Annotated in this window: 12 protein-coding genes and 1 tRNA gene; 5 read left to right on the top strand and 8 right to left on the bottom strand. The window is 63.0% G+C overall.

Annotated elements, in window-relative coordinates:
- Window positions 1-57 precede the first annotated feature (57 nt).
- On the bottom strand, window positions 58-1,428 hold the full coding sequence (locus MF606_RS00355; protein WP_240231445.1) for an ammonium transporter: 1,371 nt from the start codon (window positions 1,426-1,428) through the stop codon (window positions 58-60).
- A 21-nt stretch (window positions 1,429-1,449) separates the two neighbouring features.
- Entirely contained in the window at window positions 1,450-1,788 is a 339-nt protein-coding gene (locus MF606_RS00350) for a P-II family nitrogen regulator (protein ID WP_046134535.1), read from the bottom strand.
- A 264-nt stretch (window positions 1,789-2,052) separates the two neighbouring features.
- Between MF606_RS00350 and MF606_RS00345 the strand changes: the two genes are divergently transcribed.
- The 3 genes from MF606_RS00345 (at window position 2,053) to MF606_RS00335 (ending at window position 4,177) form a co-directional block, all read left to right on the top strand.
- Window positions 2,053-3,273 (top strand): FAD-dependent monooxygenase, encoded by a 1,221-nt coding sequence (locus MF606_RS00345; protein ID WP_240231444.1) that lies wholly within the window; start codon window positions 2,053-2,055, stop codon window positions 3,271-3,273.
- Between the two features lie 2 nt (window positions 3,274-3,275).
- A complete protein-coding gene (locus tag MF606_RS00340) occupies window positions 3,276-3,494 on the top strand; it encodes a KTSC domain-containing protein (RefSeq protein ID WP_240231443.1) in 219 nt (72 codons plus the stop codon).
- Window positions 3,495-3,682: 188 nt separating this feature from the next.
- Window positions 3,683-4,177, top strand: a complete 495-nt coding sequence (locus MF606_RS00335) for a GNAT family N-acetyltransferase (RefSeq protein WP_240231442.1) — start codon at window positions 3,683-3,685, stop codon at window positions 4,175-4,177.
- 1 nt (window position 4,178) lies between these two features.
- Here the strand turns inward: MF606_RS00335 and MF606_RS00330 are convergent, their stop codons facing one another.
- From MF606_RS00330 to MF606_RS00320, 3 genes are read right to left on the bottom strand one after another with little or no spacing between them, the layout of a single operon-like run.
- Entirely contained in the window at window positions 4,179-4,424 is a 246-nt protein-coding gene (locus MF606_RS00330) for a Trm112 family protein (protein WP_240233913.1), read from the bottom strand.
- Window positions 4,424-5,086, bottom strand: coding sequence for an LON peptidase substrate-binding domain-containing protein (locus tag MF606_RS00325; protein ID WP_240231441.1), 663 nt, complete (start codon window positions 5,084-5,086; stop codon window positions 4,424-4,426). Before MF606_RS00325 ends, MF606_RS00330 begins: the two co-directional genes overlap by 1 nt.
- 12 nt (window positions 5,087-5,098) lie before the next feature.
- Window positions 5,099-6,049, bottom strand: coding sequence for a thioredoxin family protein (locus MF606_RS00320; RefSeq protein ID WP_240231440.1), 951 nt, complete (start codon window positions 6,047-6,049; stop codon window positions 5,099-5,101).
- Between the two features lie 205 nt (window positions 6,050-6,254).
- Here MF606_RS00320 and MF606_RS00315 point away from each other — a divergent pair.
- A tRNA-Gly gene (locus MF606_RS00315) sits at window positions 6,255-6,329 on the top strand.
- A gap of 383 nt (window positions 6,330-6,712) precedes the next feature.
- On the opposite strand, the gene MF606_RS00310 is transcribed toward MF606_RS00315, so the two are convergent.
- Window positions 6,713-7,513 (bottom strand): hypothetical protein, encoded by an 801-nt coding sequence (locus MF606_RS00310; protein WP_240231439.1) that lies wholly within the window; start codon window positions 7,511-7,513, stop codon window positions 6,713-6,715.
- Between MF606_RS00310 and MF606_RS00305 the strand changes: the two genes are divergently transcribed.
- Window positions 7,478-10,732, top strand: coding sequence for an autotransporter outer membrane beta-barrel domain-containing protein (locus tag MF606_RS00305; RefSeq protein ID WP_240231438.1), 3,255 nt, complete (start codon window positions 7,478-7,480; stop codon window positions 10,730-10,732). The genes MF606_RS00310 and MF606_RS00305 overlap by 36 nt on opposite strands.
- Before the next feature lie 220 nt (window positions 10,733-10,952).
- Here MF606_RS00305 and MF606_RS00300 read toward each other — a convergent pair whose 3' ends face one another.
- Both MF606_RS00300 and MF606_RS00295 read right to left on the bottom strand, forming a co-directional pair.
- Window positions 10,953-11,108 (bottom strand): hypothetical protein, encoded by a 156-nt coding sequence (locus tag MF606_RS00300; RefSeq protein ID WP_240231437.1) that lies wholly within the window; start codon window positions 11,106-11,108, stop codon window positions 10,953-10,955.
- A gap of 245 nt (window positions 11,109-11,353) precedes the next feature.
- Window positions 11,354-14,011 carry a DUF4344 domain-containing metallopeptidase gene (locus MF606_RS00295; protein ID WP_240231436.1) on the bottom strand — a complete coding sequence of 886 codons (2,658 nt, stop codon included), beginning with the start codon at window positions 14,009-14,011 and terminating at the stop codon, window positions 11,354-11,356.
- Window positions 14,012-14,159: the final 148 nt, after the last annotated feature.

Genomic DNA, 14,159 nt, shown 5'->3' with positions numbered 1-14,159 from the left:
CCCCCATCTGATCCCTCCCCACAAGGGGAGGGAGACGACTGGGGCATCGAGGCAGGCTTAGTTGTAGGCGCGTTCGCCGTGGCTCGAGAGATCGAGGCCGTCGCTTTCGCTCGATTCGGTGACGCGGGCGCCGCCGAAGATGGCCTTGACGATGAGCATGGCGACCAGGGCAACCACGGCAGACCAGACCACGGCGATACCGACCGCGGTAAGCTGGATCATGAACTGGCCAGCGATCGAGTACTCTTCGGCAACACCGAGCGGATAGCCGCCAAGGCCGGGAGAGGCGACGATGGCCGTGCCCAGGGCACCGACAATGCCGCCGACACCGTGGATGCCGAAGACGTCGAGGCTGTCGTCATACTTGAGCAGCGGCTTGAGGTTGACGACGGCCCAGAGGCAGACCACGCCGGCAACCGCGCCGAGCACGATGGCGCCGCCGACACCGGCAAAGCCGGCAGCCGGAGTGATGGCCACGAGACCGGCAACGGCGCCCGAGACCGCACCCAGAGCCGAAGCATGGCCACGGGTGATCTTTTCGCCCAGGGCCCAGGCCAGCGCACCAGCGGCAGGCGCCAGGACGGTGTTGATCAGGGCGACGGCGGTCAGCGCGTTGGCTTCGAGATTGGAGCCGGCATTGAAGCCGAACCAGCCAAACCACAGCAGACCGGCACCGACATAGGTCCAGACCAGGTTATGGGGCGCGATGGCTTCCTTCATGTAGCTCAGGCGCGGGCCAAGCACGATGGCTGCGACGAGGGCGGCCACACCGGAATTGATGTGAACCACGGTACCGCCCGCGAAGTCATAGGCGCCCATGCCAAACAGCAGACCCGGACCGGCCCAGACCATATGGGCGATTGGCAGGTAGGAGAAGGTGAACCAGATGGCCAAGAACGCCATCAGCGCGCCGAACTTCATGCGTTCGGCAATACCGCCGACGATGAGGGTCGAGGTGATGCAGGCGAAGGTCAGCTGGAACACCACAAAGACCATTTCGGGCAGCTGGAAGCCGGCCGAGAAGGTGGAGGCAGTCGATTCGAGCGTGACACCGGAGAGGAAGAACTTGGAGAAATCGCCGATGAACGCCGAGAGACCACCTTCGGTCGGGCCGGCAAAGGCCAGCGAGTAGCCATAGGCGACCCACAGGATGGCGATCATCGAGAAGCCGAGAAACACCTGTGTCAGCACGGAAAGGATGTTCTTGGCGCGAACCAGACCGCCGTAGAACAGGGCGAGGCCCGGCACGGTCATGACGATGACGACCATGGTGCAAACCATCATCCAGGCGACGTCACCTTTGTCGACCACAGGCACGACTTCGGCTACGGCTTCCGCAACCGGAGCGGCGGCTTCCTGGGCAAAGGCCGGCAGGGCCATCAACAGGGAGGCGAGTGCGGCGCTCCCCAGAACTTTTGATGTCTTCATTTTTGTTTCTCCCGATGACGCTTAGAGAGCCGCCGCGCCGGTTTCGCCGGTGCGGATGCGGGTGACGGCGAGCAAATCGAGCACGAAGATCTTGCCATCGCCGATGCGGCCCGTCTGGGCGCTGTCGCGGATGGCCGTGCTCACGGCATCGGCGAGCGCGTCATCGACGGCGATCTCGACCTTGAGCTTGGGCAGGAAGTGCACGGCATATTCTGTGCCGCGATAAATCTCGGAATGCCCCTTCTGGCGGCCATAGCCCTTCACCTCGGTCACGGTCATACCGTGAACGTCGAGCGAGTTGAGCGCTTGGCGAACCTCTTCGAGGCGTGATGGCTTGATAATTGCGATCACCAGTTTCATGTGAGCCCCTTTGCGACTTGTCGCTGGTCTGGAATGCCCAACTAGACTCAAGCGCCGTGCCAACTTGGGCGCGTCACAAAAATGTCTACAAATTCAAAGCTTTATTGAATTCTCGTCCGGCGGACCAAGTGGAAGCGAGGCAGTCTGCCCAATTCGTGAGCAAATCCGAAAGGCGCTGCACACAAATGCAGCACGTATCCGCGACGTTCGGCGCGCTTGCACCAAACCGCGCCAGGCGCACAATGGCGGTGAAGGAGACCCGCGATGACCAAGGCCGAACATCATGACGTGCTGATCGTGGGTGGCGGGCCGGTGGGCCTGACGCTGGCGCTGGCGCTGATCCAGTCGGCGCGCGGCATCAAGGTGGGCCTTGTCGATCGCCGGCCGCTGACTGTGCCGCGCGATAATCGCGCCTCGGCCATCGCCGCTGGGGTGCGCCGGGTGTTCGAGGCCCTGGGCGTGTGGCCGCAGATGCAGGCCGAGGCCCAGGCGATCACCGCCATGCGCATCACCGATTCGGGGAAGGGCGACATTTCCCGGCCGACCTTCCTGACCTTCGATGGCGACGTGGCCCCCGGCGAGGCCTTTGCCCATATGGTGCCCAACCGGGTCAGCGGGCAGGTGCTGCTCGATGCGGTTAAGGACGCCATTTCGGTCATTGCACCGACCGAAATCACCGGCTTTATCGCCGATGGCGATGCCGGCCGGCTGGTGCTGGCCGATGGCCGCATCCTGAGCGCGCCGCTGGTGGTCGCTGCCGATGGGGGGCAATCGGCCCTGCGCGGCATGGCGGGCATTGGCATCATCGCCCATGACTATGGCCAGACCGGGCTGGTGACGACCATCGCGCATGAACTGCCGCATGACGGGGTCGCCTACGAGCATTTCCGGCCCGCCGGGCCCTTTGCCAGCCTACCGCTGCCCGGCAACCGCTCGTCGCTGGTCTGGACCGAGCGCAGCGAAGACGCGCCACGTTTTCTGGCCCTCGACAACACCGCGCTGGCCGCCGAAATCGAAGCGGTGATGGGCTCGACCCTGGGCTCGGTGACGGTTGAAGACAAGCTGATGGGCTTTCCGCTCAAGCTACAGATCGCGCGTGATTTCGTTGCGCCGCGCCTGGCACTGGTCGGCGACGCCGCTCACGTGGTGCATCCCATTGCCGGCCAGGGTCTCAATCTGGGTCTCAAGGATGTGGCGGCGCTAGCCGAAGCGGTGGTCGACGCCACCAGGTTGGGGCTGGATCATGGCAGCGACGACGTACTGGCGCGCTATCAAAGCTGGCGGCGGCTCGATACGTCGAGTATGGCCGCGATGACCGACGGGCTCAATCGCCTGTTTTCCAACGACGTGGCACCGGTGCGGGCGCTGCGCGATTTCGGACTGGGCCTGGTGGACCGCGCCGGCCCGATCAAGGCTGCGCTGATCCGCACCGCCTCCGGCGTTTCAGGCAGCGGTCCAAAGCTGCTGAGCGGATTGCCGCTCTGACCATGGTCTATTTCGACTCAAAGGCGATCCGGCGAGCCGAATACGACGCGGATGCACGCGTGCTCTATCTGTGGTTTCGCGAATCCAGCGGACCTTATGGCTATCGTGACGTGCCCGAGGATGTGTTCGACAGCCTGTGCGCGGCCGAATCGCAGGGCCGATTCTATCGCGAGCAAATTCTCGACCGCTACGAATACAGCCCGCCGGCGGACCGGTCTTAGCCAGCAAGATCACCCTAAACTGCTGACTATTATACGTATTTTTCGAAAATCCGCTGGCTAGCCGCTTGACGCGGTCCGCCTTGCTGCACGATGTGAGCGGCGCAGTATGCGCTGCATTCGTTGGCGGACGAACCTGGAACCGCGATCGGCTGGAGCGCCGATCTCATCCCAAGATCAATGGGACCGCGATGAGCGATCACACTGTTTCACCCGACGCGGAGGTCAGCCTCAGGCGCGTTACCGCATGGACCGTGAACGCCATTTGCGCGCTGAGCGACACTCTGAGTGAGGCGCAGCGTAACAAGGTTGCCGACAATGGCACATCGATTGCCGAAGCGCATTTCTCGGAGAATGCCTGGTTCCGGGCCATTTACGCCGATGATGTGCCTGTCGGCTTCGTCATGCTGCATATCGGATCGGACTACGACACCATCGATTGCCCCGGCGCGTTCCTGTGGCGGCTGATGATTGCCGGTCCACATCAGGGCCGCGGCTATGGCAAGGCCGCTATTGGCCTGGTGGTCCGTGAGCTGCGGGCCAGGGGATTTGGCGAGCTGTTCACCAGCTGCGGCCAGGGCGAAGCCAGCCCGGAGCGGTTCTATGCCGGGTTGGGCTTTGTTCTCACCGGCGAGGTCTATGACGACGAAGTCGAGGCCGTCCTGCGCTTTCCCGCCGCGGCCTGAGCTAATGATGGGGCGGCTGCTCGGCCCGGGCCAGCAGCCGCAACTCATCGGGATCGACGCTGCGCGCTTCATCAAGGCTCAGCAAGGGCACGCCCTTGACGATGGGGAAAGCCAGCCGGGCTGCCATCGAGATCAGTTCGCCGTGGTCGGCCGAGAGGGTCAGCCGGGTCTTGGTCAGCGGGCAGACCAGCATTTCGAGCGTCTTCACGTCGAAGACGTGGCGCGGGTCGAGCGCGGGCGTCGGCATCAATTGAGCGGCGCCGCGCCGCCGCCGCGCGCCATTTCATACTCGGTCATGGCGATCAGCGTTTCGGCGCGCTGTTCAAGGGTCTGCGCTTCGAGCAGCACCTGCTTTTCGGCGGGGCCATAAGGGCCGACCATGCAGCAGAAATTGACCAGGTCGGCGGTGCCGGTGCGCTCGATCTCTTCCCAGTTCAGCTCGATGCTGGCGAATTCGGCATAGTCGCGCATCATCTTGACGAAGCGGGCGCGATCGACCGCCTCCTCGCCGAAATCGCGGGTGAAATCATGGGAGAATTCGTCGGCGGTGATGACGCCCTGACGATAGGAGGTCATCACCGTCAGCTCGTGCACAAGGCGGAAGCGGGTGACGCCTTCGAGAATGATGAAGTAGCGCCCTTCCCCACTTTCCTCAAAATGGGTAAGGCGCCCCAGGCAGCCGATGGCCTGTAGGGGAGACCGGCCGCGCGGGCTTTCCTCGGACGTATCCTCGGGCTGGATCAGTCCGATCAGCCGGTCACCGCGCAGGGCTGCATCGACCATCTCGATATAGCGCGGCTCAAAGATATTGAGCGGACGGTGCGAGAAGGGCAGCAGCAGCGCGCCCGACAATGGGAAGATCGGAACCGATTTCGGCAGCTCGGCGGGGGCCGTGGGGCGCTTGACCATGAGACCTGCCGATCAGGAGAACAGGGCCGCCGACAGCATGCGCCGGCCCTTGTTGGTCGCCGGGTCGCGCGGACCCCAGGCGTCGAAGAATTCGAGCAGCTTCTTGCGCGCGCCGTCCTCATTCCAGGTGCGGTCGCGCTTGAAGATGGCGACCAGCGCCTCGGCGGCTTCCACCTTCTTGCCTTCGGCATTGAAGGCCAAAGCCAGGTCATAGCGGGCCTGATGATCATCGGGATTGGCGGCAATAGCGGCTTCTAGCGCCGCAGTCTCGCTGAGACCAGCAGCCTCGGCGAGCAGGCGTATGGAATTGGCGAGGGCGGTATAGGCTTCGCCCTTGCGTTCGGCCTCGGGCACCAGTTCAAGCGTATTGGCGGCCTGCTCGGTTTCGCCGGCGGCCAGATAGGCCTTGGTGAGACCCAGCAGCGATACGACGTGATCGGGCTGATGCTGCAGCACCATGCCGAAGATCTGGGCGGCACGGCTGAGATCGCCGACCGCAAGCGCTTCCTCGGCGCCGGCAACGGCCTCGGCGATCTGGGCTTCGATCGAGCCTTCGGCGGGCTGGGGGACCGGGGCGCCGGCAATCACCTTGTCGGCAAAGCGGCGCACTTCCCCTTCGGGCATGGCGCCCATGAAGCCATCGACCGGACGACCGCCGGAAAAGGCGAAGACGGCCGGAATGGACTGGATGCCGAGCTGACCGGCAATCTGCGGATTTTCGTCGATGTTGATCTTGATGAGGCGAATCGCACCGGCCTTCTCATTGACGACCTTTTCGAGCGCCGGGGTCAGCTGGCGGCACGGGCCGCACCAGGGGGCCCAGAAGTCGACCAGCACGGGTTGCTCGAGTGAGGCGTCGATCACATCGGCCTTGAACGCCTGATCGGTCGAGTCCTTTATCAGGGCACCGGCAGCAATACCGGCCTGGGGAGTGGAGGCAACGCCATTGAACGAGGTAGACATGGGATGAAAGGCCCTTGCAGCTAGGCAATATCGGATAGTTCGAGGCTCTTCTTGCGCCCGCGAACGGTGATGTGACAAGCCCCTCAATCCACAGAGCGACGCTAAGATGACACTACAGCCAAATTGTGGGTTGCAATCGGACAAGTGATTGGGCATATAGGCCCGCGTCGCCGGACTGCCAAGGCAGCACGGCAACAAACGGAGCGCGGGTGTAGCTCAGGGGTAGAGCATAACCTTGCCAAGGTTAGGGTCGTGGGTTCGAATCCCATCGCCCGCTCCAAAAATCCTCTTGTTCGATCAAGGGGTTACGATCAAAAGGCCGGGCCATGTGCTCGGCCTTTCGTTTTTCCGGCAGCACCGAGGCAACACGGGTTTAAGCCATGGACGACGACCTAAGAGCTTGAGGCCGAACCCGATTTGAGAACTTGCGGCCGGAACTGGTTGAGCCGCTTGGTCATCCGATCCTATCTCTCAACCCTTTCAGTCGCCGTCCCTTACACGGGCAGAGACCCCGACTTTCGCAGCAATCACCTGCTCTCGCAGGATCAACGCACGTGATGAAGTGGTGCACCGTCAATTGCTTCCGCGGACAGCTCGCGGCTTTTGTGGTGCTGAACCACATCGAGAAGAGCTACGGCCTGCCAGCAGGCTATTAGAACCAAGCTACCAAACCGAGGTCTCGCGGGCCAGATCGGCATAGTGCGCCATCTCCGCGGCGCACCACCGCTCAAACTCGTCAACAAGCTCTTCTGCGACGACAGCGTCGTCGGGTCCGCGCGGTGGCATCAACGCGCCAGCCTGTCGCATGTGGCCAAGCACGTTGCCAATATGCGACTCCGAAACCTGGAAGCGTTCCGCCAAAGCGCTGTGTGTCAGCGAAAACATCTCTTTGCCTGATCGGCGTCGGTACTGCGCCAGGATCAGGGCTGCCAGCGTCGGATACCCACAGTCGTATCCGGACAGCGCCAGGACCCTCGGATACAGGGCGATCACTGACCCAGACCCGCGCACGCGGGTCGCCGAGAGGTGGATCATCTCACCCAATAGGCCAGCATCTCGCTCAATCGGCGGCGCCAAATCGCTTCCCGCGATGGCATCATAGGCCTTCAAAAATGCGGCGCATGACCGGCCCACCTCACGGATCAGGCTATCGGCGGGCCGGAGAATTTTCTGTCGCTTGTCGATCGCCAGAGTGTCGCTGAAGACAAGATTGCGCGCCTCCAGCGTTGCACAAAAGCTGGCGGTCTGTCGGGGGCTTTGCCCGGATATGGCCTGAAGCCGGGACAGGTTCGGCACCGGGGCGCCATGGTTTCGCCACCCATAATACTGCCCAATCAGCATATAGGCCGAGTAATACCGCTCTAGTTGATTGAGCAGCTTGCGCAATGGCCAACCTGCGGGTGCAGGCTCGATCATCGTCTCGCAGTATTGGACCACGACCTGCCGAAAGCGACCATCGGTCATAAGCGCCATAGCGTCCATGCCATCCGAGGTGCCGCTTACAGGCATAAGCTCATCGATAAAACAGGCAAAGTTTGGGGTGGCTGCACTTTAGCCTTCCGGCCAGAACAATCAACCAGGGAGACACAGGCCCTCATCGCCGTTACCAGATCAGGCAAGCGATTGACGACCTCAACAAACTCAAGGGCAAAAGCCGAGGCATCGGGCCACCAGAAATCGGGCGAGCGGGCAGTGCCTTCTGGATTTTGGCGGTTGGCCGGCGGCAATATTGCCCTCGCGCGAGGCGTCCTTGTCCGTCTTGCCAACCTATTCTTTGCCGCATTGCTCCTGGTCTCCCCCGCCTGGGCACAGATCACGCTTGCGCCCTCCAGCCTCCCCGATGCCACCGTTGGCGCCCCCTATTCTCAGTCATTTTTCATCCTGGGCGGAACCGCGCCCTACCAGATCTCTCTTGCCGGCCCCCTCCCGGCGGGAATGACCTTTGCCAACGACATGCTCGCCGGGACGCCAACCGAGAGCGGAATCTTCAGTTTCAGCATATTTGCCGACGACTCTGTGGGCGCCTCGGACACGCGGGGCTACACGCTGAGCGTTAGGCCACCGACCATTTCCGCTTCCCCTGGCAGCCTCACGGGTGGCACCGTGGGCTCGGCCTATTCGCAGAGCCTTTCGGCCTTTGGCGGCACCGCACCCTACAGCTTTTCAGTCTCCGGCACCTTACCGCCTGGCATCATCATGGGGCCGACCGGATTGCTGTCGGGAACACCTTCGTCCCCAGGCTCCTATGCGTTCTCGGCAATCATCACGGATTCGACGACCGGTGATGGTCCTTACTCGGCATCAATTCCTTATACGCTGGTGATTGCCCCACCCAGCCTGACCCTCTCGCCATCCTTGGCCAATCCAACGGTCGGGCAAGCCTATGCAGAAACGATCTCGGCGACCGGCGGTTCTGCCCCCTATACATTCAGCCTTGCCTCGGGCGCCCTACCCGCCGGGCTCTCGCTCGGGGCAGATGGATCGATCTCCGGGACGGCCCAGGAGGACGGCACTTTCAACTTCACCGTTTCTGCTCAGGATTCCAGCCCGGGCACTCCCATCGCCGGCTCCCAAGCTTATAGCCTAATCGTCGCCCCGCCCGCGATCACGCTCTCGCCGATAAGCCTCCCGAATGGGCGGGCCGGAGGACCCTATTCCGCAACGATTGTCGCCAGCGGCGGAACCGCTCCCTATACCTATGCCGTCACAGGCTCGCTCCCGGCCGGCATGACGCTTTCCTCCTCCGGCCTCCTCTCTGGCACGCCAACTGAGACCGGCTCATTTTCCTTCAGCGTCACGGCCACGGATGCGAGCGGCGGAACGGGGCCCCATATGGGCACGCAGACCCATAGCCTCGACATCTACATCCCCAATTTTACCCTGCAGCCGGCCAGTCTGCCCCCAGCCACAGCAGGCCAGCCTTATTCACAAACAGTGGTCGCCGGTGGCGGCACTGCGCCCTATACCTATTCCGTCATTGCGGGGGCTCTGCCGCCGGGTCTGACCTTTTCCGCCGGAGCGATTTCCGGCACCCCGACGGCGACCGGGTCGTTCTTCGTCACCATCCTTGCCCGAGATTCGACGACCGGATCCGGGTCGCCGTTCGCAGTAGCAGCGTATTTTCCCCTGACGGTGGTCGAGCCCACCATCGTCATCGAACCCGCGAGCCTGCCGACGGCCAATTCGGGCTCATTTTACTCCCAGACCTTGACGGCCAGCGGCGGTGCAGCGCCCTATGCTTTCGCCGTCTCCGCGGGTAGTCTTCCTCCCGGATTGAGCCTGTCCTCGTCCGGAACACTCTCCGGGATGCCGAGCGCTTCCGGGATCTTCAATTTTTCGGTCACGGCTACTGATAGCTCGGGGGGCGTCGGTCCGTTTTCCGCAACCCAGACCTACAGCGTGACCGTGGGTGCCACCGGCAGGTTCATCGCCGCAGTGCGCTCCAATGGGGATGGCACGTTCGGTTTCACGTCGTCGGAGCCTCTGTTGAATGCGCTTACGGTCGGAACAACTGGCGGCATCGGCCGCAGCCCCTCGATCGAGTTGCCCGCCGGCACCTTCCGGATTACCGCCGACGACCTCAGCGGCACCGGTACAGCGCTCACGGGCATCGATTGCGACGACAATGACAGCGGTGGGGATATCGCCACGCGCGCTGCGGACATCGTGATCGACCCCAGCGAAAGCTTGACCTGCGTCTTCACCTTCGTCAGCTCTCGCGACGAAACCACGGCGCTCATTAAAGACTTCCTCGAAACGCGGGCGTCGATGATCCTAGCCAACCAGCCGCGCACGCAGCGCCGCATCGACCGGCTGAATGGCATTGTGCCAGGGGGAAACGTCGGTTCGACCCTCATGAATTACCTGCCAGCGATTGCCGGCGGAAATGCACTTCGGTCCTCCATAAGCCTCAACGCAATTGAGGGTGCGACCGGCAATCAGAGCCCCAATCCGCTCGACATATGGATGGAAGGAACATTCGCGCGCATAGATGCCGCCAGGGATGGCCAGCTCTTGCTGGGCAGCATCGGAGTGGATTACCTCGTCACCCCCGACCTGCTCATCGGCGGCTTTGTCCAACTGGATCACATGACGCAAGGCGAAGCCGGACTGCCTGGCGCTGCCGCCGGGTCGGGCTGGATCGCAGGCCCCTATGCGACCATGCGGTTGCACGAACACCTCTATCTCGACCTGCTGGCCGGCTTCGGGCACTCCACCAACCGCATCAATCCGCTCGGGAGCTATGAAGACAGCTTCGGAGCGACACGCTGGCTGTTGAGTGCCGCCCTCGAGGGGCAATGGACCTCGGGGCCCTGGACGTTTTCGCCGCGGGCCAGCCTGGGGTATTTCAGCGAGACAAGCGACGCCTATCGTGACGCGTTGGGCATTGCCATTCCCTCGATTGCGACGGGCGTCGGTCAAATCGCGATCGGCCCGGCCGTCTCCTATCGCTTCGTGGCGCCGGGCGAAATTGTCGTCGACCTGGGACTTAGGCTCGAAGGGATCGCCGAATTCGGCTCGAACCTCCGGTTTGAAACTGCTGAGGCTCGCCTCAAAGCCAGCATGGATGCCAGCATGCCGGGCGGCGCTGACATTGGGCTCACCATTGGCCTTGGCGGCATCGGCCACGCCGACAGAGACGACATCAGCGTCTCCGGGAGACTCGCCGTGCCAATGAACTAGCGTCCTGGCCGATGGTCACAAACGGCGGGTAACCATGCTTTCGGAGCACCGACACTGATGGGCGTCACAATCTTTTCCGAACCGCGGCAATCCGCATAGTCGAGACAAGTCTCCAGTGGGGAAACATGCCAGCACGGTGCAGTGGTAGTCCTCAGTGCGCCAATGCGGCGAGGTAGCCCTGGGTGCTGTTGAGCATGAGGTATCGTCGTACGGATCGATGCTACGGAGTCTTGCCGGGCGGGACGCCGGTTGCCGACTTGAGGTCGCGTTCGGCCAGATCAAGGATATGATTGACGGCCTTGCGGGCCGCCTCCGGATCGCGCACGCGCAAGGCTTCCACCACGTCCCAGTAGGCTCCGAGCGCTTCGGCGCGCATACGCGAGGCCGGCGCCGCTCGATATCCTGACCGCCCAATCCAGCATCGATGCCGGGCAGGTCAACGAGAAGACGTTCAAACTTGCCATGTCGGTCGGCAACAACAACCACTACTGCATCAGCGAGGTTACGCCTCGCCATTTCCAGCAGACTGCGGATCGGTACAAGTACGACGCCGCGGAGCGCCGGCTGATCACGACGATCCTCGATGACCAGAGGCTGTTCGGCTGGGCCGCTGGCGTCCCGCTATTCAGCGGGCGCCAACGGCAGGCCGTTCGCTTGCCAGGCCTCGATCCCGCCGCGGTACCAATAGGCCGTCCAGCCAAGTGCGCCGGCGCGTAAGGCGCCGTTATAGGCCGAACGATCCTGCAGGCCGGTGCCGAAGAATACGACGGGCATCTTGGTATCCCCCTTCGTCTCCTGTTGCAGGAAGCTGTCGACTGCCGATTGGAAGCGGTCGGTAAGGCTGCCATCCTTGCCGGCGTCGCTGACGCCGATCGCACCGGGAATGGTATCAGCCCGGCCGCTGGTATCGATCATCAGCATGCTGATGCCGTCATTGATGGCGCTGGCCAGGCCTTCGGTGGTCAGGAGCTCAGCCTTGGTGTGGCCGCTCGGCGTGGGGCCTTTGTAAGGCGCCGGGAACAGCACATTGGTCGGGGGCACACCAAGGTCGGCCAGCTCGTCAATGCCGGACGAGCCACTGGTCGTCAGGCTGACATTGGTGCTTGCTGCGCCTCCGGACCCGGGAACCGAGCTGGTGGGCGCGGCGCCGCCGGCATCGGCGCCCTGCACCGTCCCCATTTCGATATCGGAGATCATGATCGCCAGATATTCGATGAGGTCGTAGCACATGGTGATGCTGCCCTCGGAGGGGTCATACCAGGCGTTGAGTTCGCCGCAATCCTTGTAGGTCACGGTTACCGTGCGCGGCAGCGCGTAGGTCTTGCTTAGGTCGGCGGCGAAGCCCTTGAGGCCGTCGCCCATGGTTTCGACCAGAAACTGGCCGATGGCGCTCTGGGATTGCTCGAACACCACCTCAACGGCGGCGCCGGGAGCGTCGACGGGCAACTGGCCCTCCGGATTCCAGGCATCTACGCGGGTATGGGGCGCCAGGATGGTGCGCCAGGCACGGCTTTGCTTGTTGAACTCCTCGTCGCAGCGCGCCAGCGTATTCTCGTCGAACCCGATCTGTTCGGCCAGGTTTGAGAACATGGCGGGATTGCCGCCATACATCACGCAGAACACGTTGCGGAAGCGCTTGAGGTCGGGCGTATGCTCGTCCTGCCATGGCGTTTCGGAGCCCTGCTCTTCGGCGAGCTTGCCGCTATAGTACCATTGCAGCGCCGAATACATCGCGACTTCGCGACCGATCGCATTGGTCTGCTCGTCATCGGAGGGATACATGGTCGGGTCGACCACCTTGAGCGCCGAATAGATGTCGACGGCGTCCTCTTCCGGTCCGGTGGACGGAATCTGCAATTCGCCGATCAGGGCATGACCGAACTCGTGGAAGAAGATGCTGTTGGTGAGGCCAAGATAGACGCCGATAAGGCGGGCCTGGTCGCCCCCGAACATCGGCACGGCGCCGCCGACCGTTGGCGGTTTGCCAAACGGGCTCGAACCACCGGCCGAGGTGGCGCTGCCTTCGGTGATGGAAAAGCCGCCGACGTAGAATTCGCCGCGTTCATAGGCGAGCACGCCGATATCGCCACCCAGCGCCGGATCATTGCTGATCTGGCCGATGGTTTCGCCATTGAGGCGGAACTCGCCATAGCCGGGTTCCTCGATGAATTGCAGCACGTCCTGCCCGCCGCCCTTGGCCGCGCCGGCGAGGCGACCGATTTCGGTCGATTTGCCATCCGGGCCAAAGCACAGAACCAGGCCATCGCCGGCGCCGGTGATCTCGCCGATGCAGGAGTTCGACTTGTCGCTGCTCTCGATCAGAATGCCCGCCGCCGAAAGCGGGAAGTCGCTGGCCTTCTCGCCCTGAGGCGGCAGGACGCCAACCTCGAGCGTCGTCACGCGCTGACCGGAATTGAGCGGGCCCACCGGCATGGTGAAGACCCGCTCACTCGAAGCGGTGGCAGAGTTGACGATAACCAGCCAATTGTCCTCGAAGAACAGCTCCCAGCCGTCCTTGGCGTCGGCGTTCGAAATGGCATCGGCGAGCGGGCCCATAATGCCGGCCATGCGATCATCGCCACCGCCGCCGCTGCCGCCGCTGGTATCGGAGCCGGCCGTCTGTCCGCCCGAGCCGCCCTTGGGCGGAAGGCCGGAGCCGCCGCCCGACTGCGTATTGCCGCTGGGTGCGGTCAAATCGCTGATGCGGAAATCGGCGATGCCGAACGTACCGCGCTCATAGGCCATGATGCCGATTTCGCCGCCGAGGGCGGAGGCATAGGTGACGTCGCCGATCTGGGTGTCGTTGACGAAGAAGCGGGCAGCACCGGGCACATCGACCATGGTGATGATGTCGCTGCCATCCATGCGCGCCACGCCGTCGACCGAGGCGATGGACTGATAGTCTCCGCCGATGACGCAGAACAGGTTGGCCTTGGCCTCGGCCGTGATCTCCATCAGGCAGACGTCGTCATTGGTGGCGCTGCGCGCCAGCACGCCGATGGCGGCGGTGGCGATCTGCGAATTGAGCGACACGGTGACCATGGTCTCGCGCCCATCGGCCGGCGGCGGGCCGGCATTGATGGTCAGCGTCTGTTCGGAGCCCTCGAGCGAATCGTTGCTCAGCGCAAACCAGCCATCCTGAGTGCTGGCTTCCCAGCCAGTGATGAGCTGCTGGTCCACCACATTGGCCAGGGGGCCAAGAAGGTCCTGGGCTGAAACCGGGGCGGCAAAGCCGAGCGCCACCAGGCCGAACGACAGTATCAGGGATTTTCGATGCATTTTAGGTTCCGAAATGGGCGCTTTCCGGTTGCAAAAAGCCGTGTGTCTCAAGGGTTTTGACCATCACGTTCTGCAAGGAGCTGTCAAGCCGAAGCGGCAACCCCCTACATCGCGGCTATCGCAAATTTCTCCAGCTGAGGCATCCACG

Origin of the sequence: Devosia lacusdianchii, from assembly GCF_022429625.1 — a bacterium.
In the GTDB taxonomy this organism is placed as follows: Bacteria; Pseudomonadota; Alphaproteobacteria; order Rhizobiales; family Devosiaceae; genus Devosia; species Devosia lacusdianchii.
This window is presented reverse-complemented; position numbering and strand designations above follow the sequence as displayed.

What these genes read in the sequence shown, in the direction of transcription:
- MF606_RS00355 (WP_240231445.1), bottom strand. Translation starts at nt 1,428, where the DNA reads ATGAAGACATCAAAAGTTCTGGGGAGCGCCGCACTCGCCTCCCTGTTG.
- MF606_RS00350 (WP_046134535.1), bottom strand. Translation starts at nt 1,788, where the DNA reads ATGAAACTGGTGATCGCAATTATCAAGCCATCACGCCTCGAAGAGGTT.
- MF606_RS00345 (WP_240231444.1), top strand. Translation starts at nt 2,053, where the DNA reads ATGACCAAGGCCGAACATCATGACGTGCTGATCGTGGGTGGCGGGCCG.
- MF606_RS00340 (WP_240231443.1), top strand. Translation starts at nt 3,276, where the DNA reads ATGGTCTATTTCGACTCAAAGGCGATCCGGCGAGCCGAATACGACGCG.
- MF606_RS00335 (WP_240231442.1), top strand. Translation starts at nt 3,683, where the DNA reads ATGAGCGATCACACTGTTTCACCCGACGCGGAGGTCAGCCTCAGGCGC.
- MF606_RS00330 (WP_240233913.1), bottom strand. Translation starts at nt 4,424, where the DNA reads ATGCCGACGCCCGCGCTCGACCCGCGCCACGTCTTCGACGTGAAGACG.
- MF606_RS00325 (WP_240231441.1), bottom strand. Translation starts at nt 5,086, where the DNA reads ATGGTCAAGCGCCCCACGGCCCCCGCCGAGCTGCCGAAATCGGTTCCG.
- MF606_RS00320 (WP_240231440.1), bottom strand. Translation starts at nt 6,049, where the DNA reads ATGTCTACCTCGTTCAATGGCGTTGCCTCCACTCCCCAGGCCGGTATT.
- MF606_RS00310 (WP_240231439.1), bottom strand. Translation starts at nt 7,513, where the DNA reads ATGACCGATGGTCGCTTTCGGCAGGTCGTGGTCCAATACTGCGAGACG.
- MF606_RS00300 (WP_240231437.1), bottom strand. Translation starts at nt 11,108, where the DNA reads ATGCGCGCCGAAGCGCTCGGAGCCTACTGGGACGTGGTGGAAGCCTTG.
- MF606_RS00295 (WP_240231436.1), bottom strand. Translation starts at nt 14,011, where the DNA reads ATGCATCGAAAATCCCTGATACTGTCGTTCGGCCTGGTGGCGCTCGGC.